The sequence below is a fragment of the Scytonema sp. PCC 10023 genome, assembly GCF_963920835.1.
Lineage (GTDB): Bacteria > Cyanobacteriota > Cyanobacteriia > Cyanobacteriales > Nostocaceae > Kalymmatonema.
This window is the reverse complement of the sequence record NZ_CAWUDP010000008.1, coordinates 66,750-88,510: the sequence shown is the minus strand read 5'-3', so window position 1 is coordinate 88,510 and position 21,761 is coordinate 66,750. Positions and strand designations below refer to the sequence as shown.

15 protein-coding genes are annotated in these 21,761 nt (G+C 43.4%); 13 read left to right on the top strand and 2 right to left on the bottom strand.

Translation table 11 applies throughout. The features are described from left to right. Positions 1-134: 134 nt before the first annotated feature. The 4 genes from ACM0OZ_RS07295 to ACM0OZ_RS07280 all read left to right on the top strand — a co-directional run bounded on the left by ACM0OZ_RS07295 (position 135) and on the right by ACM0OZ_RS07280 (position 6,181). Positions 135-1,418 (top strand): mannosyltransferase family protein, encoded by a 1,284-nt coding sequence (locus tag ACM0OZ_RS07295; RefSeq protein ID WP_414582126.1) that lies wholly within the window; start codon positions 135-137, stop codon positions 1,416-1,418. A 145-nt stretch (positions 1,419-1,563) separates the two neighbouring features. Continuing rightward, the gene (locus ACM0OZ_RS07290) at positions 1,564-2,838 is read left to right on the top strand and encodes a mannosyltransferase family protein (RefSeq protein ID WP_414582125.1); all 1,275 of its coding nucleotides are present in this window, start codon (positions 1,564-1,566) and stop codon (positions 2,836-2,838) included. Between the two features lie 112 nt (positions 2,839-2,950). Continuing rightward, positions 2,951-4,366: a DUF2079 domain-containing protein gene (locus ACM0OZ_RS07285; RefSeq protein ID WP_414582124.1), complete on the top strand. Its 1,416-nt coding sequence runs from the start codon at positions 2,951-2,953 to the stop codon at positions 4,364-4,366. 900 nt (positions 4,367-5,266) lie between these two features. Beyond that, positions 5,267-6,181, top strand: a complete 915-nt coding sequence (locus ACM0OZ_RS07280; RefSeq protein ID WP_414582123.1) for a polysaccharide deacetylase family protein — start codon at positions 5,267-5,269, stop codon at positions 6,179-6,181. A gap of 429 nt (positions 6,182-6,610) precedes the next feature. Here the strand turns inward: ACM0OZ_RS07280 and ACM0OZ_RS07275 are convergent, their stop codons facing one another. Then, positions 6,611-7,228, bottom strand: a complete 618-nt coding sequence (locus ACM0OZ_RS07275) for an acyltransferase family protein (protein ID WP_414582122.1) — start codon at positions 7,226-7,228, stop codon at positions 6,611-6,613. A 359-nt stretch (positions 7,229-7,587) separates the two neighbouring features. Here ACM0OZ_RS07275 and ACM0OZ_RS07270 point away from each other — a divergent pair, with 359 nt between their 5' ends. The 3 genes from ACM0OZ_RS07270 to ACM0OZ_RS07260 are packed head-to-tail and all read left to right on the top strand — an operon-like array spanning position 7,588 to position 8,768. Continuing rightward, a complete protein-coding gene (locus ACM0OZ_RS07270) occupies positions 7,588-7,815 on the top strand; it encodes a hypothetical protein (RefSeq protein WP_414582121.1) in 228 nt (75 codons plus the stop codon). Further along, the gene (locus ACM0OZ_RS07265) at positions 7,766-8,053 is read left to right on the top strand and encodes a helix-turn-helix domain-containing protein (RefSeq protein WP_414582120.1); all 288 of its coding nucleotides are present in this window, start codon (positions 7,766-7,768) and stop codon (positions 8,051-8,053) included. The genes ACM0OZ_RS07270 and ACM0OZ_RS07265 overlap by 50 nt, the downstream gene beginning before the upstream one ends. After that, a complete protein-coding gene (locus tag ACM0OZ_RS07260; RefSeq protein WP_414582119.1) occupies positions 7,944-8,768 on the top strand; it encodes an IS630 family transposase in 825 nt (274 codons plus the stop codon). The genes ACM0OZ_RS07265 and ACM0OZ_RS07260 overlap by 110 nt, the downstream gene beginning before the upstream one ends. 111 nt (positions 8,769-8,879) lie before the next feature. Here the strand turns inward: ACM0OZ_RS07260 and ACM0OZ_RS07255 are convergent, their stop codons facing one another. Continuing rightward, positions 8,880-13,598 (bottom strand): glutamate synthase-related protein, encoded by a 4,719-nt coding sequence (locus tag ACM0OZ_RS07255; RefSeq protein WP_414582118.1) that lies wholly within the window; start codon positions 13,596-13,598, stop codon positions 8,880-8,882. Positions 13,599-14,468: 870 nt separating this feature from the next. Here ACM0OZ_RS07255 and ACM0OZ_RS07250 point away from each other — a divergent pair. The 6 genes from ACM0OZ_RS07250 (at position 14,469) to fusA (ending at position 21,742) form a co-directional block, all read left to right on the top strand. Then, a complete protein-coding gene (locus ACM0OZ_RS07250; protein WP_414582117.1) occupies positions 14,469-16,616 on the top strand; it encodes a phosphodiester glycosidase family protein in 2,148 nt (715 codons plus the stop codon). A gap of 309 nt (positions 16,617-16,925) precedes the next feature. Beyond that, positions 16,926-17,357, top strand: a complete 432-nt coding sequence (locus ACM0OZ_RS07245; protein WP_414582116.1) for a phosphomannose isomerase type II C-terminal cupin domain — start codon at positions 16,926-16,928, stop codon at positions 17,355-17,357. Positions 17,358-17,652: 295 nt separating this feature from the next. Then, on the top strand, positions 17,653-17,985 hold the full coding sequence (locus tag ACM0OZ_RS07240; protein ID WP_414582115.1) for a HesB/IscA family protein: 333 nt from the start codon (positions 17,653-17,655) through the stop codon (positions 17,983-17,985). Positions 17,986-18,073: 88 nt separating this feature from the next. Beyond that, a complete protein-coding gene (rpsL, locus tag ACM0OZ_RS07235; RefSeq protein ID WP_041036533.1) occupies positions 18,074-18,451 on the top strand; it encodes a 30S ribosomal protein S12 in 378 nt (125 codons plus the stop codon). 603 nt (positions 18,452-19,054) lie between these two features. After that, positions 19,055-19,525 carry a 30S ribosomal protein S7 gene (rpsG, locus tag ACM0OZ_RS07230; RefSeq protein ID WP_096568076.1) on the top strand — a complete coding sequence of 157 codons (471 nt, stop codon included), beginning with the start codon at positions 19,055-19,057 and terminating at the stop codon, positions 19,523-19,525. 138 nt (positions 19,526-19,663) lie between these two features. Next, complete coding sequence (fusA, locus tag ACM0OZ_RS07225; protein ID WP_414582114.1) at positions 19,664-21,742, top strand: elongation factor G; 2,079 nt, start codon at positions 19,664-19,666, stop codon at positions 21,740-21,742. The last annotated feature ends 19 nt before the right edge of the window (positions 21,743-21,761 follow it).

The window sequence follows — 21,761 nt, the reverse complement described above, 5'->3', positions numbered from 1 at the left end:
ATCAGCTATGTTGTTCTTCAGGTAGTTACTTATTTCGGTGGAGGAGTGGAATGTGCAAAATATTACTAGTAAGTTATCAGATGACAGCCATAGTGACATGGATGCATAGAGGAGTTTGAAAAACACTCAAGCTTATGGCTGAAATTCAAATATTTATCAAAAAAGTCTTATGGAAAAATGACTTTCTTTTCCCTGCAGTAATCTGGCTTGTTAGCCGATTATTGATTTGGGCTGCTATGTTGTTGGTTGGTCCACACTTGGGACCACCACCAGAAGGGATTACCCCTGAATTTGGCTGGGGGGTGTTTGATGCATGGGATAGTGTGCATTACCGGGCGATCGCCACATCCGGTTATGAATTTGCCAATGATAGCGAACAACACAATTTGGCATTTTTTCCCCTATTTCCCTTATTGATTTGGGTTTTCATCAAGCTGGGGTTGCCATTTGAAATAGCAGGTACGCTCATAAACAACCTGGCATTTTTTGCAGCGCTTTATTATATCTACTTTTGGGTAGATGAAAATTACGGCAGAAAGGAAGCGCGTTGGACAACAGCTGTGGTGGCTTGGTGTCCGTTGTCCATGTTTGGCACGGTCATTTACACTGAGGGGCTATATTTACTATTAAGTACAGCGGCTTTGCGAGCCTTTGATCAAAAGCGATACCGCTGGACTATCGTTTGGGGTGCAATGGCAACGGCAACACGCCCCACAGGATTAGCGTTGATACCTGCATTTTTGTTAGCAGCATGGAGACAGCGCAGACCCTTTATTGCGTACGTTGCTGGGTTTGCCACTGCAATTGGAGTACTTCTGTTTAGCTTATACTGTGCAATTCAATTTGGCGATCCTTTGGGATTTCTCCATGCACAACGCGGATGGCGACCTACATTAGGGTTTTATTGGCAGGGTTGGTTAGAGATGCTGCTGCAAATCACGCTAGGCACATCTGATTGGGAGTCTCTTGGCATAAAAGACTACTTACATCCCCTGTTTTTTGGCATTGTTGTCGGTTATGGTTATTATTTATGGCGCTTGGGCAAGCATCTTAGTTTTCCTGTTGTCTGCGGTTTTTATACTTTAATCTCGTTTTTGTTGATATTGACAGATGATTGGTTTATCTATAACTTACTGAACGCGGTTGTGATATTGGGTGGCGGTTATATGTTATGGCATTTACGCACTCAATTGACCCCAGTCACTGTTATGTATGGCTTTTGCGGAATAAGTTTGCTGCTTGCCTCTGGAGGTACAATTTCCTTAGGTCGTCTGGCTTACGGTATTGTGTCACTGAGTATAGCTTTTGGTGTGTTCTTGTCTCGCCATCCTCGTCAAGGTTACTTAAGTTTGGGCGTGTGTGCTATTTTACTTGGCAGACTGGCTCTTAAATTTGCCCAAGAACTTTGGGTAGGGTAAGTTTAACAATTCAAAATTCAAAATTTAAAAAAATATCCCTTTACACCATTTCACGAAATGCCTGATACAAATTCTTTTTCCCCTGCTCAAGAACTGCTGCCCACCATCTTCTAACCTTAAAGTGAAACGGTATTACACCCCACTTATGACTAAAGGTCAGATATTTTTGAGCAAAGCTTTATGGACAAAAACTCTCGTGTTTCCAGCAGCAATGTGGCTTGCCAGCCGACTCCTGATCTGGATTGCAATGTTATTGATTGCGCCATTGCTGCCAGCACCACCAGGATTGATTGCTACCACATTTGGTTGGGGGGTGTTTCATGGTTGGGATAGTGAACATTACCGCATCATTGCCACCTCTGGGTATGAATTCGTTAACGATGGCAAGACACACACCCTTGCTTTCTTTCCCCTGTTTCCTTTAATCATCCGAGTTTTGATGAACTTGGGTTTGCCGTTTGAAGTGGCTGGGACGTTAGTCAACAACCTGGCTTTTTTCGCGGCGCTTTACTTTTTATACTTTTGGGTTAAGGAACAATATGGTGAAAGTGTGGCGCGGTGGGTTACTGCTGTGGTGGCTTGGTGCCCATTATCGTTATTTGCAGCGGTCATTTACACTGAGGGGCTATATCTATTTTTGAGTACGGCAGCTTTGCGAGCCTTTGATAAACAGGAGTATGGCTGGACTGCGTTTTGGGGTGCAATGGCAACAGCAACACGTCCAACAGGTATCGCACTGATCGGGGCGTTTGCGATCGCAGCCTGGAAACAACGCAGACCCCCTATTGCTTACCTTGCGTCTTTTGCCGCTGCTACTGGACTAGTTTTTTTCAGCATATACTGTACGATTCAATTTGGCGACCCTTTGGCGTTTATCCACGCACAACAGGCATGGCGTCCCTCGCTGGGTTTTGATTGGCAGGGTTGGTGGAAAATGATCATGCAAGTGACAATTGGGACATTTAATTGGAAGCATGGCGGGATCAAAGACCCTCTGCATCCCTTGTTATTAACAATGATTACTGGCATCGGCTATTGTTTATGGCACTTCCGTAAACAGTTCAGTTCACAGAAAGTGGACTACGGCTTTGCTGCTTTATTCTTTCTTTTGTGGATACTCGCAGGCGATCCTTTGATTAACACTGTCGCTGTTTTTGGGAGTGCTTACCTGTTATGGCAATTACGCACTCAATTGACTCCAGTCACTGTGATTTATGGCTTCTGCGGTATAGGTTTGTTGCTAGCATCTGGAAGTACTATCTCTTTGAGTCGTCTCGTGTACGGTATTGTGTCTCCAAGTGTAGCTCTCGGTGTATTATTGTCTCGCTATCCTCGTTGGGGTTATCTGACGCTGTTGTTTTTTACTATCTTACTTGCAAGCTTCTCTATTCGATTTGCCCAAGAACTTTGGGCAGGGTAGATCAGGGGGATGAGGGAGTGAGAAAGTGAGGGAGTGAGGGAAACAGGGGGATGAGGGGGATGAGGGGGATGAGGGGGATGAGGGAGTGAGGGAAACAGGGAGTGAGAAAGTGATGATGAAAAAATTGATTTCGTCTCATCCTATAATTTGGATGATTGGCGTGAGTGCGTTCATTTTATTTGCGTGCAGCAGTTTAAGACATGAGCTATTTCAATCAACTGCTTATGACTTAGGAATTTTTGATCAGGCAGTTTACTTAATTAGCCAAGGACAGCCACCTCTTTCTTCTTTTATTGGTTTCCACATTCTGGGTGACCATGCTGCTTGGATTTTTTATCTTTTAGCCTTATTTTACAAAATATATCCCAGTGTGTACTGGTTTTTTGCAGTGCAAGCAGCTGCTTTGGCTTTAGGTGCTTTACCTACATGGCATTTAGCGCGTCATGCTGGTCTAACGGTGCAGCAATCTATAGCAGTCGCTGCGGTGTATCTGCTGTATCCACTGGTGTATAATATTAATCTTTTTGATTTCCACCCAGAAGTCATAGCTGTGCCAGCATTGTTAGGGGCGGTTTTAGCAGCTAGAGTGAATCGCATTTGGTGGTTTTGTTTATGTATCGTCCTAGTGTTGGGATGTAAAGCTGTATTGTCTCTGACAGTTGCAGCAATGGGAGTCTGGCTGCTGGTATTTGAAAAGAAGCGACGATACGGTGCGATCGCTCTACTGTGCGGTATAACTTGGTTTGTGATTGCAACCAAAATCGTCATTCCCTTTTTTGGTGGTCAAGACGCGTCAGTGGAACGTCATATTACTCGGTATGCCTATTTAGGACACTCTTTTTCGGAGGCTGCTCAAAATTTACTGCTAAAACCAGGACTGATTTTAGGACAAATTTTTTCATTAGGAAACCTAGGGTATTTGCTGCTTTTATTTGCACCTGTGATTTGGGGGCTTTCGCTACAAGGGTTGCAGCCTTTGGTTGGTGCTATTCCTACTTTAGCTATCAACCTTCTTAGTGACAGTTCTTTGCAAAAAGACTTGATCCGCCAGTATTCTCTACCACTCGTTCCATTTCTTGTGTTAACCGTCATTTCCACCCTAGCAGCGGGTCGGGGATGGTTACGCAACAAACGACAAATTATACTGTGGTCTTTAGTAGCTTTTATGGCTTTAGCCAAATACGGCTACTTCGCCTCTATTTACGTAGATTCATTGGATACTTGGCAAGCCACACGCCAAGCGATCGCCCTCGTTCAAACAAAAGGAGCTGTTTTGACAACTGCTGAGATTGCTCCGCATCTAACCCAGAGACCAGTGGTCAAGTTAACAAGTGTCTACTCACCACCAGATAATTTAGCAGAGTTTGATTATATACTGTTGGATGTAACTCATCCTGGCTGGCAAAGCGATCAAGAGTTTGCGGCTAACTTAGTCAATCAAATCAACAATACTCAGTTGTTTCAAGTGCGTTACCAACGAGATGGGGTACATCTGTTTGTGAAAAAAGTTTTTCGCAATGGTGTCTAACTTAAGCAAGTAGGAATACTTCAAAATTAACTAGTACTATCCTCAAACCAAATGTGGTACTGAGGGAAATCTTACTTAAGTTTATTTTAAGTTAACTTCATAGTATCTTTAAAATAGCAATTTTTCTTCGGATATAAATTTTATTTATTACTAGACAAACTTACACACTTTGAAAAAATAATATGCTTTAATGAATACACCTTCTTGATTTCAGAATTAAATATAATTAAGTCATATATATTTAATATTTTCCGTGTATGTACTGAAAACATACATTTGGGATTGGAATAAGAATAAAGTAATAACCGTAAAGAAATTTGTGGTTAAGCCTTTAACAGTAAAGCCAGGAAAATCATTCAAAATAGCTCATAACTTCGATAGCTAAAATCTCAGTATCTGAAAAAATGTTACATAAATATCGGCTTAATTGTACTGAGAAAACCATTCTTCTTGGTAAACTCTGCGTTTAAGAAAAAATTACTTTTGACAATCAGAAACTCTATTAAGCTTGTTACCGTCTACTACTCAGTACAGGGCTAAAGGTAACAAACACTCAGTTAAAGAATTAACATTTTTTTTTCAAGCATAAATAACTTTTAGCAGTAGAATATACAATGTCATCTATACAACTGATGCTTCAAATTCAACAACACAAAACATTGTTTATGCCTAGGATTTATCATATTTATAACTATTACTAGATATGGTAGTTTAAAGCTAAATAGTCTTAGTTTTATTTAAAACTGTCTTATTTATCAGCTTAATTCTTATATTTCTGTTAATCTATCTTTAAATTTTCAGGATTAACAGAAAGCGTCTAGGTAACTAATATCTAGAGAAAATGTGCTGAAGCGCACTGTTAGACACATAACTCATGATTCCACCTTAAGGAGCTTTGACGTGGAAACGAATAAGTCGTATGTTTGGTCGCATGGAATACTGATTGCCCTAGTTGCCTTTTGTGCTAGTTTAAGCGTTGGTTTGGTCATGCCTGTAAACCCAAATGCTTCAAAAGGTCAGACAAAACAAGCTACAAATGTCAAGGATACAGCAGCCAAAGTAGGAACTCAACAGCGCATTGAAAAATTCAAGGCGGCGATGCTGACAAGTTGGCAGCAAGAAGCAAATGTAAAGGGGCTATCACATACTGTACCATCGCGCTTTCAAGGTGCAGTTATCGCGAATGCAAAACTGACAAAAGGGGAAAAAGTTATTGCGCTCACCTTCGATGATGGTCCTTGGGAGGAGTCTACCGCACAAATACTAGATATTCTGAAAAAAAATAATATAAAGGCTACATTCTTCGTTGTCGGACAGATGCTGAAGACTTATCCAGAATTAGGGAAGCGAATTGCCCTTGAAGGTCATGTCCTTGGCAACCATACTTGGCATCATTGGTATCACTACTTTAATCCACAGGCAGCTGCCTTTGAAATTGACAGTACATCAAACCTTATCTATCAAACTACAGGTGTTAAAACAACTCTGTTCCGTCCACCTGGGGGAATCATGCATAATGGCGTGGTTGATTACGCTAGAAACAAAAACTACGCGATCATCATGTGGTCTGCTGACTCGGTAGACTACAGTCGTCCGGCTGTGCCAAGGTTAATTCGTAACGTGACTAAACAGTCAAAACCTGGTGGTATTGTTTTGATGCATGATGGAGGCGGGAATCGTTCCCACACTGTTGAGGCTTTACCACAAATCATCAACCATTTTAGAAAGCAAGGCTATCGTTTTGTCACTGTACCAGAACTCTTACAAATAGAAGAGCAAGAACTACAGTTGGCGGCAGCAAAGAAAAAGCAATAATCATTAGTTACTATTGGAGATTTAGGCTTTTGAAATATCTGGGATTTTAACAACTCTATTAGTTGCAAAGTCTCCCAGAAATATTTTTCGCATAATTGAATAATTATTAATAATTTTGTATAGAACATATGGAATAAGTAACCCAGCTATTAATCTAATAATTTCGTTGTTTAGAATTAGGGTTTTGTTCATATTCAATTGAATGATTTGATGCAGATACATAATTATCATAGAAGCTTTACCTATTTCCACTTAAAGCACTGCCAATGTAATTTTTTTAATAAAGTATTTTTGCTAACTGTTGAACAATAATAATGCCAGCTAAGGCTATGACAACATTAAAAATGACTACTCCATATCTTCTATACTTCATATTAAATGTTACATCCAATAAAGTCCAATTATCAATTACAAGTGCTACAACAATTATTACGATTGATAGTATCGCTGCTTTAGCATGATTAATTGAAGAGCTAGCTGCCGTCCTATCCAATAGAACGGCAGTGCCATTGCAACCACATTCATGCTCCAAGGAAATGAAATATTTTGCATAAACCAACAATTTATCATTGCTAAACAGTAAGAGCCGAGCACAATTGTTATCATTAACCAACGATTAGCTCCAAATCTGGAGTAAAGCAAATTATATAACTGTTGCGTTAAAAATAAACAGGTTACAAACCAAAATATACCTAGAGAACCCGTTATATTTTCTCCTCCATATACCAAATTAAAAGTAAATTTCAGAACTTCATTTATTGAAGAATTTCCTTTTTGTTGCCAAATCTTTAATATATAAGAGGCATATTTATGGCTACTTAGTAAAATAAGAAACGATAGATAAGGAATGAGAAGATGAAAAAACTTCCTCTTAAAATAAGCAAAATAATCAGATTTATTTCTATAGAGATATCCGCTCATAAAGAAGAAAAGGGGCATATGAAACCAGAAAAGATATTTTGATAATGGTTCTATTATGTGACTTACAACAACTGTAATTATGGCTATACCCTTCCAACAATCAATCCACGCGATTCTCTGTGACATGAATAATATCTCCTTGATTAGTTATGTACAGATTTTGGTATTTGTACTAAGCGCTCACCAACCATCAAACCCTAATATCTAGGTGATACATTCTCAATAAAAATGCTCTTTTCCTAAGAATTATGAGTGGTCAATTGTCAAGTCCTGCCGAAAAGTCAACCTTTATAAGCTTTGTATAGCAAGGGTTTCAAAAATGTTAAGAAATATCTCGATAATGCATAGTTAGTAAGGAGAGGGGGTGAGGTGATACGTATGAATGCAACTTAGTACAGGTTTGCATAAGTTCGTAGCGAATTGACTCTTGAAAACTTTTGGCGATAGGGTGAGCATGGATTCACCTCCCTCAAGCATTCAGGATTATGATTGGTCGGCAAAAAACTTACTCTGTGCAACTGACAGAAGACGAAAAAAGGCTGTTGCAGCAACAAGCGAGCCTCCCAAAGGGAGGAGCTTCGCTAACGCCCGCAAAACAGGTCAAAGCACTCGCCTTACGAGCCAAAATCATACTGACTGTTGCTGAAAATCCAGATTGGACGGATGCACTCATTCGCACAAACTATAGGTTGTTCACCCGCCCTCGTGCGTAAATGGCGTAAACGTTGGTGTCAAACTCGTAATTTGGAAGAAGCACCACGTCCAGGACGACCTCGCATATTTCAAGCAATTGTCAGAGCACAAGTGAGTGCGATCGCTTGTAGCAAACCAACAGATTTTGATGTATCCTTGGCAAGGTGGAGTTGTAGCGACATTGGCGCACCTGCGCGTCACACTAGGCATTGTAGTCTCGATAGCTACTTCAACAGTCTGGCGATGGCTAAAATCTGAGCGGATAAAACCTTGGCGGTTCCATGCTTGGATGCATCGTATTGATGATAATTTTGTTGCCAAAGCGACTCCTGTACTCAAACTGTATGCTCAGGCACAATTTTTAATTAACGCCGGATTTTGGGTGGTATGCGTAGATGAGAAAACTTCCATCCAGGCACGAGAAGGTCTGCACCCAAGCAGGCCGGCGGGTGTCAAGCAACCAGTTCATTTTGCCTCAAGATATTCGCGAAAAGGAGCGTTACATCTTTTTGCTGCTTTGAGTGTAGCGGAGGGACTGGTTTATGGCTGTTGTCGCCCAACTAAAACGTTCCTTGATTTTCAAGCATTTCTGCTTGAGGTGTTGATACCAGAAGCCATCCACCGAGGAGTACGTCATATCTATTTGATTCTCGACAATGGCTCGACTCATGCTCCCAAACAATTACAGGTTTGGTTAAATCAGAAGCAACAGGAGGAAGGTTGGGCTTTTACAGTAGAAGCTGTCTGGTTACCGAAGTACGCCTCAAGGTTCTCCCAGATTGAAATTTGGTTCAGTATTTTACAACGTAAATTATTGACCCCCAATGATTTTCCCAACCTTAAGACACTGCAGCAGAGCATCACTGATTTTATTACTCGTCATAATGAGTCTGCCAAGCCCATCAAATGGTCATATACAGCGGCACAGATGATGGAGAAATTCGCGCTCGTATTAATGCAAACCTGTACTTAGTATAAGAACTGTCCCCTTGACTTAACTCTGAACGCTCTAGCAGTAAAAATTAGAGGGTATGGCTTTGCCATACCCTCTAATTTTTAGCATCTGTCAGCTAGTCATTCATCGCTAATAACTAACAAGCTGTTTTTCTTCCACAGCTTGGGGATTGGCTTCTGGACTATTAGCTTCAGAAGGCGGAACCAATTGCCAGAACTTGGGCAAGAATTCTTGCCAATTTTCTAGAATCATCTTCGCCTTTTGTGAACCGGTACGTTCAGCATGAGTTTTAATTAACTCTTGCAGTTGCTTCTCACCAGATGAGGTTATGACTCGTTGGAGTTTGACAATTTCTCGGTTGACTAACTCAGGGAACATACCGTCTTCATCTAAGAAGTAGGCAAGCCCACCGGTCATTCCAGCCGCAACGTTGCGTCCGACTTTTCCTAAGACGACAATTATACCACCAGTCATGTACTCACAGCAGTGATCCCCTGCTCCCTCAATCACTGCCGTACCTTTGGAGTTACGTACAGCAAAACGTTCTCCGGCTAAGCCTTGAGCAAACAAAACGCCACCTGTAGCACCGTAAAGGCAGGTATTGCCAATAATCACGTTTTGTGCAGGGTTATAACTGGCATTTGTAGGGGGTTTGATGATGATTTCACCACCGTGCATCCCTTTACCTACGTAGTCGTTTGCTTCTCCTTCCAAGGTGAGGAACATACCAGGAAGGTTGAAGGCACCAAAGCTTTGCCCAACGCTTCCTTGGAAGTTGAGGTTAATTTGTCCTTCAAAACCATTGTCGCCATAAAGGGATGCGATCGCCCCTGCTAACCGTGTGCCAATAGTTCTGTCGGTGTTGACAACCGCTACTGTTTTGCTCACAGAAGACTGGTTGCGAATGGCAGCTTGAATGTCGGGATCGGCAAGCAATTGGTCATCCAAAACCACGCCGTTGCTATGAACTTCTTCATGCACCAACCAACTGCGGTTTTCTTTTGTCTCTGGTAGCCCAAGCAAACAATCTAGGTTGAGCGATTGCGTCTTTGTGATATGTGAGTCTTCTCGAACCTTCAACAAATCGGCACGTCCAACGACTTCTGACAAAGAACGGTAGCCAAGCCTTGCTAAGAGACTACGAACTTCTTCAGCTATGAAGTAGAAGAAGTTAACAACGTGTTCTGGCATTCCGGTAAACCGCTTGCGCAGTTCTTCTTTCTGAGAGGCGACACCTACAGGACAATTATTGGTGTGGCAGATCCGCGCCATGATACAACCTTCGGCAATCATGGCAATCGAACCGAAGCCAAATTCTTCTGCGCCCATCAATGCGCCCATCAGCACATCCCAACCACTCTTTAAGCCACCATCTACGCGCAAAATTACGCGATCGCGCAGGCTATTTTCCATCAACACGCGATGCACTTCTGTCAATCCGAGCTCCCACGGTGAACCAGCGTGCTTAATTGAACTTAATGGCGAGGCTCCTGTACCGCCGTCGTGACCAGAAACCTGGATGATATCGGCGTTTGCCTTCGCGACACCAGCGGCGATCGTACCGATACCAATTTCTGCGACCAACTTCACCGACACCTGTGCTTTCGGGTTAATTTGGTGCAGGTCAAAAATGAGCTGTGCTAGGTCTTCAATCGAATAAATATCGTGGTGTGGTGGTGGTGAAATCAGCGTCACTCCGGGTTTAGAACGCCGCAACATCGCAATATAGGGGCTAACTTTTGCTCCTGGGAGTTGTCCACCTTCTCCTGGTTTTGCACCTTGGGCGATTTTAATTTCAATTTGTTTAGCGCTCATCAGGTACTCTGGCGTTACACCAAAGCGTCCTGATGCCACTTGTTTAATCGCACTCGAAGCAGTGTCGCCGTTCCGCAATCCTTTCAAGTGCGGTAGAGTTGGCGAGTGACGTGTTTCGTCTACATCATCCAGGACTTTGTATCGTACTGGATCTTCGCCACCTTCCCCAGAATTGGATCTACCACCAAGACGATTCATGGCGATCGCCAAAGTTTCGTGGGCTTCCCGTGATAATGCTCCCAGCGACATTCCACCTGTACAGAAGCGCTTGACAATCTCACTCACTGACTCAACTTCTTCAATAGAAATAGGTGAGCGATCGCTCTGGAAATCTAGCAAATCACGCAATGCTGTTAACGGTCTATTTTCCAGGTGCTTCTTATAAACTTCGTAGTGGTCGTACTTCTGCCCATCCACTGCTTTATGCAGCGCTTTTGCAAGTTCTGGGCTGTTCATGTGGTACTCACCGTTCGGACGGTAGTTGACAAACCCAAGGTTTTGTAGCTTCTTGGTTGTCAGGTCTGGGAAAGCCTTACTATGGATTGCTAAAACTTCTTGAGCTAGTTCGCCTACGCTAAGACCACCTATGCGGGAAGTTGTGCCATAGAATCCCAGTTCTAATAAATCCTGACCAATGCCAATAGCCTCAAAGATTTGCGCTGCTTGGTAACTGGAGAGCAAGGAAATCCCCATCTTGGAGAGAATTTTGAGCAAACCACTTTCTACTGCCTTACGATAGTTGACAAAAGCTTGCTCCAAGCTAATGGCAGTGATTTTACCCCGTTCCATAAACTGTTGAGTTTTCGGGTCGAACCACCAATCACGTATGGTATCCAAAGCCATGTACGGGCAAACAGCACCTGCACCGTAGCCAATCAGACACCCAAAGTGATGAGTACTCCAGCACTGGGCGGTTTCGACTACCAGAGATGTTTTCATCCGCAGTCCTTCGCGGATCAAGTGATGGTGTACTGCACCCACTGCCAACAGAGGAGGGATATAGGTGTACTCAGTATCAATGCCATGACCTACGCGATCACTCAGAATCAGTATTTTAGCTCCTGCCTTCACCGATTCAGCGGCTTGTGCTTGTAAAGACTGAACTGCTGCTTTCAATCCTTCTGGACCTGAGGCTATTTCAAATAGAGTTGATAACTGTGCTGTGGCAAATCCCGACAGCTTGATAGCTTCCAATTCTGCCTCATCGATCACTGGTGAATCTAGCTTCAGTCTCTTGGCATATTCTGGCTTGGGATCGAGTAAGTTACCCCGCTCACCCAATTCTACTTTCAAAGACATCACCAGACTTTCTCTCAAGGGGTCAATCGGTGGGTTCGTCACTTGAGCAAAGCGCTGTTTGAAATAGTCATAAAGCAAGTGGGGTTTTTCTGACAGCACTGCTAAAGGAATATCATCCCCCATGCAGAAAGTCGGCTCTTTGCCTTCCATTGCCATTGGCTGAATCACCATTTCCACATCTTCTGTGGTATATCCAAAGCCAATTTGCTGTCGCAGCAAGGCTTGTCTGTCAATTTCGTTGGTGGAATGTCCGTTTTGGTTAGTGCTGCCATGTCCATTCTCTTTGACACCATTACCATTAACCACCGCTGACTGACCACTCACGAGTTGCTTGAGTTCTTGGCGGTACTGGCGCAACCATTCCCCATAAGGTTGCTGTTTGGCAATGCGCTGTTTAATCTCCCAATTCTTCAGCACTTCTTGGCTTTCTAAATCCACAGCAATCATTTGCCCTGGTCCGAGTCTGCCTTTTTCCAGGATGTTGGCTTCGTCTATGTTCACCACTCCTGCTTCAGAAGCCACAATAATGTAGTCATCCTTGGTAATGCAGTAACGAGCAGGTCTTAAGCCATTACGGTCTAGTGTTGCCCCAACTTTGCGCCCATCACCGAACACCAACAATGCTGGCCCATCCCAGGCTTCTTGCAAACCGCTGTAGTATTCGTAGAAATCAATTATCTCCGGGGAATTACGCAACTCTGGTTGATTCTGGTAAGCCTCTGGAACCATAATCATCAAGGCTTCCAGCGGGCTGCGTCCAGAACGCACCAACAACTCTAACACGTTGTCTAACGTAGCTGAGTCGCTGTTGTCAATGTAAACAAACGGTTTTAATTCATCAATGCGAGATTTCCAAATTGGATGATGCAAACTGGCTTCTCGTGCCATCATCCAGTTGATGTTACCTAATAGGGTGTTGATTTCACCGTTGTGACCCAAAAGTCGCATTGGTTGAGCCAGAGGCCATTTAGGCATGGTATTGGTACTAAAGCGCCGGTGGTATACAGCAAACGCGCTCTTGTATGCCGGATTTTTTAAATCCTCATAGAAGTCTCCTAATACGGCTGAACGCACCATGCCTTTGTAAACAATTGTGCGGCTTGACAGCGAGCACATGTAAAAGTCTTCAGACCAGTTGCAGTTGAGGAAATTGCGGAGCGCTTGACCAATTCGGCGGCGGGTAATATACAGATGCCGTTCTAGTTCATCGCCGCTTTTCTCTTCGGACGCTACAAAAATTTGTTCAATTTGGGGTTGATTTTCTCTTGCTTGTACCCCGAGTAATTTAGGCTGCACTGGCACTACTCGCCAACCCAGTACAGTCAATTTTTCCGACTCTGCTACTTGCTCAACTGTTGCACGAGCCTTTTGCGCTGCTTCGGGATCTTGTGGTAAAAATATCATCCCCACAGCAATGTTTTCGCTCTTAGGGAGTTGCACCCCGCGCCTAGCAAAATCGTCTTGGAACAACGTCCAAGGTATGGCGGTCAATATTCCCGCGCCATCACCAGAGTCTTGATCTGCACTACAACCGCCCCGGTGTTCTAGGCACGTCAAAGCAGCCAAAGCTTTTTCTACGATTTCATAGCTAGCATAGTTTTGGCGATGGGCAATAAAACCCACACCACATGCATCTCGTTCTTCTACGAGCCATCTTTGTCCTGGATAGATAGACCCTAAGGAAGTATCTGATGATGTCATTTTTTGTTCTTGATTCATCCGTTTTTGATTCATAGACTATCCCTGACGTCTTGGTTACAATTTTTGCGACTTTTTGTTAGGAAAATTTTGCTAAATGAGGAGATGCAGAAATATCGAGAGATACAGAATAACTGAAAATTAGGGAAAAAAAAATTTAACTTCGGGTTTAATTTTTGCTTCACCCGTGTTAAAATAGTCTCGTTATTTTTGGTGTTTATACTGAGTTAAGGAAATTACTTTTACTCCGACCGTTGTTTATCTATAATTCGAGTCGGCATCCATTTCCTCAATACTCTGTTGTTGAACGATACTTACTTTTCAGGTCTAGCGTTTCGCGGCTTACCTGAAAAAACTCAAACATATGGCTTGACTAGTTTTAAATCTAAAATTATCCCGATTTGGCAACAAAATCAGCGTATTACACTATATACCCATTTGACAATTCCTATCCTATATATCCTTAATTTTTTCTAAATTTTATTGATTGCTCATTGTCACTGTTGCTACTAATATGACTTTACGTGCACAACAACTCGCTTGGTAGCACAGAAGATTTCATCACTTCAATTCTGGCAACGAAAACTGCTGTCATATCTCAGTAGCGCTCATGTTACTTAGCGCTCGTAATTTTGAGATTTGTACCGAAGAAATTTTTTGTTGTTTTATAAAGATAAAAAGCCCATATATACAATATCACATCCCGTTCTAGATCAGAACCCATGTCATTATTTCTTGATTTTGACAACTTACGCACTACGCTTGTGTGTTGAAACTGGGTGTCGGCTTTAACATATAGGATCTATTAAGCAATTCAAAAATTTCCCTACATTAATACCCTACACCTGATAATGAGTGACTCAGTGCCGTAAGAAATTATTTTTAGATAGAAGTATATTGCGAATTATGGGAGAAATACTAACTTTTTGCCGACAGCAACACCGCAGTGCTATTCTCAATGCAGGTTATAGTAGGTTTGTCAAGGTTTTTGTGTCACCCATACTTTTGACACTACTGTGCTTAACAGCTACCTGTAGAGATGCAAAAGCACAGTCTTCTTCATTAAAGACTGGCACGACGGAGACACAAAGACACAGGAACACAGATAATTCTCCGCATCAACACGTCTCTGGGTCTCCAGGTTCTCTTGGTCAACACTCACCTCCACCTCCGGCTTTATTAGGTGTAATTTCCTATGGTACCCAAATTTCTCTTAATGGTTACACCTTATCTGGGGCTTGGTTGCAGCAACGCCAAAAAACAGGCTCGTTGAGTATTCATCTAAGTGACGGGGCAGTTAAGCAATTATTCGGTGTAGATTTATTAGATACTAGCAATCCAACGACACAACCAATACAGTGGTTTTCATCTAATACTAAACCACTCGTTTTAACGAGTTTACTTACAACAGGATATCGGTATCTAGATATTACAAATATAGCAAAAACAGCCGAATGGCAGATGCAAGCTAATGGTAAAACGTTAGTAATTACCACACCAAGCGCGAAAGTCACAAAGATTTATCAGGATAAGCAACCTGTCGGCGATCGCATGATCGTAGATTTAGATCGCCCAACCCCCTGGCAAATCACACAAGGGGTACCAGCAAGAAAACTTCAACCTCAAATAGAGGACAAGGGGATAAGGGGACAACGAGACAAGGAGAATTCCCTAACACAGCTTCCCTTATCACCGCCAGTTTCTTCCTCTCTACCAAATAGAGAGTGGACAATTACGCTTGATGCAATAGCAGATCCAACGTTGGTACAACGCTATACTCCCCCCTCTCCCTCATCCCCCTCATCCCCCTCATCCCCCTCATCCCCCTCATCCCTCTTTCCCTCCCTCCCTCCCTCATCTCCCTCATTAATACCTGAATCACTGATACAGCAAGTAGAGGTAGTTAATAATAAAACAATAATTCGTCTGAGTGTTCCTTTTGGTTTAGCTCCTCGAGTGAGCACTGTCCCTAACCCCAACCGTTTGATTGTTGAAATTCGACCTGATGCGATGGTGGAGAGAAATATTACATGGGCACCAGGGTTGATATGGCGACAGCGGTTTGTGAATTTAGGTCAACAACGCTTTCCAGTGGTGTGGTTAGAAATGAATCCTCGCGCCTCAGGGATAAAACTGAAACCGATTTGGACAAGCACGAACACCTTAGTAGGCACTGCTCACCTGATTCAAACGGCACAACAATACTCAGCAGTTGCTGCAATTAATGGTGGTTATTTTAACCGCAATAATCGATTACCTCTGGGTGCGATTCGTCGGGATGGTCAATGGTTGTCAGGTCCCATTCTTAACCGGGGAGCGATCGCCTGGAATGATTCTGGGCAATTTTACATCGGTCGTCTCAACCTGCTAGAAACTCTAATTGGTAACAATAATTTACAGTTACCAATTTTGACTCTTAACAGTGGCTACGTTCAGAGTGGTATTGCCCGTTACACCCCTGCATGGGGAGCAACTTACACTCCCCTAACTGACAACGAAATTATTCTCGTTGTCCAGAAAAACCAGGTTATCAACCAGTTAATAGGAGGTAAAGTTGGGGAAATTGCCGTTCCATTACCACAAGATGGCTACCTGCTAACATTACGTGGTAAGGCTACGAGCAGTGCTTCTAGCTTACCCGTTGGCTCTTCTGTAAAAATGACCAGTTCCACTGCTGCTGCTGATTTTAGCCGTTACCCACACATTCTGGGAGCAGGACCACTGCTTGTGCAAAATCGTCAAATTGTCCTTGATGCCAAAGGCGAAAAATTTAGCGATGCCTTTATCGCCCAAAAGGCTGTTCGCAGTGGGATCTGCACAACGACAACAGGAAATCTGATTATTGCCGCTGTACATAATCGCGCTGGCGGTGCAGGACCTACCTTAACAGAACACGCCCAACTCATGCAGCTTTTAGGATGCGTAAATGCTCTTAATTTGGATGGTGGCAGTTCTACGAGTCTTTACTTAGGAGGGCAACTCCTTGACCGTTCTCCTAATACTGCTGCTCGTGTTCACAACGGAATTGGTATTTTCCTACAACCCCGCCGCTAAGGCTTTTGCAGGAAGTAGTTAGTGAGACTTTTTGATGACTCACCTCTAACCACTGACAATTCATAGATACATAAGTAACCAATGATCCTTGACTTTAAAGCTAACAATAAGTTGCCATATGACTTGATAAAGACTTGGTGTAGACACAGTAGTTTCAGGGATTATTAATGACACTCTACTAGCTGATTTTGCTATCTTTGGCAGAAGTGGTATGAATTGCTCATCTTCGCAATTGCAACTTCGTGCCTTGTTTTTTCATCAATGGTTAAAGAGTTCTGACGGTTTGTTGTATCACAAGATGAGGTAAATATGGCTCAATTTCAAGAAGCAACACAGACTAACACATTGCCCCTTCCGCCCGCTGTTACTCCAAGAGGCGTGGCGGCTACTGAACTTCGCCCTTGGGGTTCATTTACTGTTTTAGAAGAAGGACGTGGATATAAAATCAAGCGCATTGAAGTTAAGCCCGGACACCGCCTCAGCTTGCAAATGCATCACCACCGTAGTGAACATTGGATTGTGGTCTCTGGAACAGCTAAGGTTGTTTGTGGTGAGCAAGAAGTCTTGCTGAGCAATAATCAGTCAACTTATGTACCGCATTGTACAGCTCATCGATTAGAGAATCCTGGCGTGATTCCCTTGGTCTTGATTGAAGTTCAAAATGGGGAATATTTAGGAGAAGATGATATTGTCCGCTATCAGGACGACTACGCCCGTGTTGAAGATAAAAAGAAATCATAGGGCGAGCAAAATTCGTAAAGTCATCTACACTGCTTTAACGGCTTTGAGCGAAAAAATGAATATACCGATGAGTTTCATTTCCTGCTAGCTTAGGCAAGACATGAAACTCAGGCAAAGTGTGCCCTGTTTGTGTGAAACCCGGTTTCTTGATAAAACCGGGTTTTTTAGCTCATGTGTCCGGTTTTTGGCAGGTTTATTTTTTTAACTATTTATCGAGGTTTATTAAGATTTTTGGTTAACTGTTACAAACCCGCTTGTAATATAAAATGGGTCTTTCAATTGTATTACTAGTTTTATGATTCAATTGAGCAAAGCTGCCGCAACTGAAATAGGGCGATTAAAATCAAAGCAGCAGCCAAATGTCTTGTTTCGTTTGGCTGTCAAAACAGGTGGTTGTTCCGGGTGGTATTATGATATGTCTTTTGATGAAGCGGTACAAGTAGGTGAGCGCGTTTTTGACTCACAAGGTATTCAAGTCGTTATTGATGCCCAAAGCTTAGAATACATTAAGGGGTTGACTTTGGATTATTCAGAAGATTTGATGGGCGGTGGTTTTCGCTTCCACAACCCCCAAGCAAAAACGACTTGTGGATGTGGTAACTCCTTTTCAGCAAAGAATGACGAGTGATCAAAAAGTTTGACACAAAAGCATAAAAAAAGATATAATCAGGATTTGTTAAAACTTAGACTATAGGCAGCTTCTCGCGCTGTAACTCATGCCAACTATACAGCAGCTCATACGTAACGAACGCGAACAAGCGCGTCAGAAAACCAAGTCCCCAGCTCTAAAGCAATGCCCCCAACGTCGGGGTGTTTGTACTAGGGTATACACGACCACACCGAAAAAGCCAAACTCAGCTCTACGCAAAGTAGCAAGGGTAAGATTGACCTCTGGATTTGAAGTCACAGCTTACATTCCAGGAATTGGTCATAACTTACAAGAACACTCTGTTGTGATGATTCGCGGCGGTCGCGTCAAGGACTTACCAGGCGTGAGATACCACATTATCCGTGGAACTTTAGATACAGCCGGAGTCAAAGACCGCAAGCAAGGTCGTTCCAAATATGGAACAAAACGTCCTAAAAAGTCCTAAACAATAGAGCGGGTGCGATTAATCGCATTAAACAAGATTAATCGCGTCTAGTTCTTGCTTTATAGGCGTGAAAGCGCTTTTGGCTATGATTCTGTAAAAACAGTGATCAATACATTCAAAAGCGCCTATTGACACCAATCAAGTAAGATCAATTTCCGTTCGCGGGAAGTCCAACTCTACGAACAAGGTGTATTTGTTAAAAACTTAGCTTAGAGTCAGGATAAAAACGCGATAGGATTTTTCTGGTAATACCCATCGGTCGGTCAGGGAGACGAGGCGTGAAACTGGTACAGAGAGTCTAACAAGATTGACCAACTGTATCTGCCGATGTAAAGCTCAAAGTACGCAAAACTCTATGTAATCAACACGCCTAGCAATTATGTACTTGCTGAAGGAAGTTTTTTTCAATAGAGTTCAGTCGCAGTATATAATTTTGTCGCCTCATAATAGTTGAGGGCAGCAATTTTTGCCAGTTAGGGTAGCTGCAGTTGTAGTAAAACAACCCAAGAAAGTCTGATGACGGGCAATTGCCTTTCAGAATTTCTGGTGTTCGATAGCATAAAGCATAGAATCTCGTAGCCAATTCAAAACTAAAGGTTAAGTATGTCTCGTCGTGGTGTTATTCAAAAGCGTCCGGTTCCGCCTGACTCGGTATATAACAGTCGCCTTGTCAGCATGATAGTTAGGCGGATAATGCGTCATGGCAAAAAATCTCTAGCAGCACGCATTGTTTATGATGCGATGAAAACAATTGAGGAACGGACTGGTGGCGATCCGTTGGAAACCTTTGAAAGAGCTGTGCGTAACGCCACGCCTTTGGTAGAAGTCAAAGCTCGCCGAGTTGGTGGGGCGACCTACCAAGTGCCTATGGAAGTGCGTGCCGAACGGGGGACAACCCTAGCAATGCGTTGGTTGGTTCAGTTTTCAAGGGCAAGACCAGGTCGTACAATGGCAAGCAGGCTGGCAAATGAATTAATGGATGCTGCTAACGAAACTGGAAACGCAATTCGCAAGCGTGAAGAGACGCACCGGATGGCAGAAGCCAACAAAGCCTTTGCTCACTATCGTTACTAAGTAGTAAGCCGATATATCGTGATTTGCGAGCGATATATCGTGTGTTTACTAGACAAAGACGGTTTTCCGTAAAAGATATAATATCTTAACAAAGTGTAATATACAAGATACATGAGCCGAAAACTATAGGAGGCAGCTGTGGCACGTACGAACCCGCTAGAGAAAGTACGCAATATTGGTATTGCGGCGCATATAGATGCGGGCAAAACAACGACAACAGAGAGAATATTATTTTACTCTGGGATAATTCATAAGATTGGTGAAGTTCATGAAGGAACCGCTGTCACCGACTGGATGGAACAGGAACGGGAGCGGGGAATTACCATCACAGCTGCTGCAATTACCACCAGCTGGAAAAATCATCAAATTAACATTATTGATACTCCAGGACACGTAGACTTCACGATTGAAGTGGAACGTTCCATGCGGGTACTTGATGGTGTAATTACAGTTTTATGTTCTGTAGGCGGTGTGCAGCCACAAACAGAAACGGTGTGGCGTCAAGCAGATCGCTATAAAGTGCCTCGCATCGTTTTTATCAACAAGATGGATCGCACGGGGGCGAACTTCTATAGAGTTTTCGATCAAGTGCGCGATCGCCTGCGGGCTAATGCCATAGCCATTCAGTTGCCCATTGGCAGTGAAACCGACTTCAAGGGTATTGTTGACCTGGTGAAGATGAGTGCATACATCTACACCAACGACCAAGGAACCGATATCCAAGAAGCGGAAATCCCCGAAGAACTGCTCTCTCAGGTAGAAGAGTACCGCACTAAACTGATTGAAGCAGTAGCGGAAACCGATGATGACCTGATGAGCAAGTACTTCGAGGGCGAAGAACTTACCGAAGACGAAATCCGCACAGCTCTACGTAAAGGTACGATTACAGGTAGTATTGTGCCAGTGCTTTGCGGGTCGGCATTTAAAAACAAAGGTGTACAACTGCTGTTGGATGCGGTAGTGGATTACCTACCAGCACCAATCGATGTACCGCCGATTCAAGGTACACTGCCAAATGGTGAAATTGTTGAGCGCCGCGCCGACGACAACGAACCCCTGTCGGCTCTAGCCTTCAAGATAATGGCTGATCCCTACGGTCGTCTAACCTTCGTTCGTGTTTATTCGGGTGTTCTGAAGAAGGGCAGCTATGTCCTCAATGCCACTAAGAACAAGAAAGAACGGATTTCTCGTTTAGTGATTTTGAAAGCAGATGACCGGATTGACGTAGATGAAATGCGGGCAGGCGATTTGGGAGCCGCGTTGGGATTGAAAGACACCTTGACAGGTGACACACTATCTGCTGAAAGCTCACCAGTGATTCTGGAATCGCTGTTCATTCCGGAACCTGTGATCTCGGTGGCGGTTGAACCCAAAACCAAGAACGACATGGACAAGCTTTCCAAGGCTCTGCAATCTCTGTCGGAAGAAGACCCAACCTTCCGCGTTCACGTCGATCCGGAAACCAACCAAACCGTGATTGCAGGCATGGGAGAACTCCACCTGGAAATTCTCGTAGACCGGATGTTACGCGAATTCAAAGTGGAAGCGAACGTGGGTGCGCCGCAAGTCGCTTACCGCGAAACAATTCGCAAGCCGGTTAACAGAGTTGAAGGTAAATTCATCCGCCAAAGCGGTGGTAAAGGTCAGTACGGTCACGTTGTGATCGACTTGGAGCCAGGACAACCAGGCACCGGCTTTGAATTCGTCTCTAAGATTGTTGGTGGTACTGTACCTAAAGAGTACATCGGACCAGCAGAACAGGGAATGAAAGAAAGCTGCGAATCAGGTGTTCTAGCTGGATTTCCGCTCATTGACGTCAAAGCGACGCTGGTCGATGGGTCTTACCACGATGTAGACTCTTCGGAAATGGCTTTCAAAATCGCTGGCTCAATGGCGATGAAGGAAGCAGTGCTGAAAGCTGCACCCGTCCTGTTAGAGCCTATGATGAAAGTTGAGGTAGAAGTTCCTGAAAACTTCCTTGGGGATGTAATGGGCGACCTCAATTCCCGTCGTGGGCAAATTGAGGGCATGGGATCTGAACAGGGTCTTGCCAAAGTGACTGCAAAAGTCCCATTGGCAGAAATGTTTGGCTACGCCACTGACATCCGGTCGAAGACCCAAGGTCGGGGTATCTTCTCAATGGAGTTTAGCAACTATGAAGAAGTGCCTCGCAACGTGGCTGAGGCAATCATAGCTAAAAGCAAAGGGAACGCTTAGTTAGTAAAGGAAATTAGCA

What these genes read in the sequence shown, in the direction of transcription:
- ACM0OZ_RS07295 (WP_414582126.1), top strand. Translation starts at nt 135, where the DNA reads ATGGCTGAAATTCAAATATTTATCAAAAAAGTCTTATGGAAAAATGAC.
- ACM0OZ_RS07290 (WP_414582125.1), top strand. Translation starts at nt 1,564, where the DNA reads ATGACTAAAGGTCAGATATTTTTGAGCAAAGCTTTATGGACAAAAACT.
- ACM0OZ_RS07285 (WP_414582124.1), top strand. Translation starts at nt 2,951, where the DNA reads ATGATGAAAAAATTGATTTCGTCTCATCCTATAATTTGGATGATTGGC.
- ACM0OZ_RS07275 (WP_414582122.1), bottom strand. Translation starts at nt 7,228, where the DNA reads ATGTCACAGAGAATCGCGTGGATTGATTGTTGGAAGGGTATAGCCATA.
- ACM0OZ_RS07270 (WP_414582121.1), top strand. Translation starts at nt 7,588, where the DNA reads ATGATTGGTCGGCAAAAAACTTACTCTGTGCAACTGACAGAAGACGAA.
- ACM0OZ_RS07265 (WP_414582120.1), top strand. Translation starts at nt 7,766, where the DNA reads ATGCACTCATTCGCACAAACTATAGGTTGTTCACCCGCCCTCGTGCGT.
- ACM0OZ_RS07260 (WP_414582119.1), top strand. Translation starts at nt 7,944, where the DNA reads ATGTATCCTTGGCAAGGTGGAGTTGTAGCGACATTGGCGCACCTGCGC.
- ACM0OZ_RS07255 (WP_414582118.1), bottom strand. Translation starts at nt 13,598, where the DNA reads ATGAATCAAAAACGGATGAATCAAGAACAAAAAATGACATCATCAGAT.
- ACM0OZ_RS07250 (WP_414582117.1), top strand. Translation starts at nt 14,469, where the DNA reads ATGGGAGAAATACTAACTTTTTGCCGACAGCAACACCGCAGTGCTATT.
- ACM0OZ_RS07245 (WP_414582116.1), top strand. Translation starts at nt 16,926, where the DNA reads ATGGCTCAATTTCAAGAAGCAACACAGACTAACACATTGCCCCTTCCG.
- ACM0OZ_RS07240 (WP_414582115.1), top strand. Translation starts at nt 17,653, where the DNA reads ATGATTCAATTGAGCAAAGCTGCCGCAACTGAAATAGGGCGATTAAAA.
- rpsL (WP_041036533.1), top strand. Translation starts at nt 18,074, where the DNA reads ATGCCAACTATACAGCAGCTCATACGTAACGAACGCGAACAAGCGCGT.
- rpsG (WP_096568076.1), top strand. Translation starts at nt 19,055, where the DNA reads ATGTCTCGTCGTGGTGTTATTCAAAAGCGTCCGGTTCCGCCTGACTCG.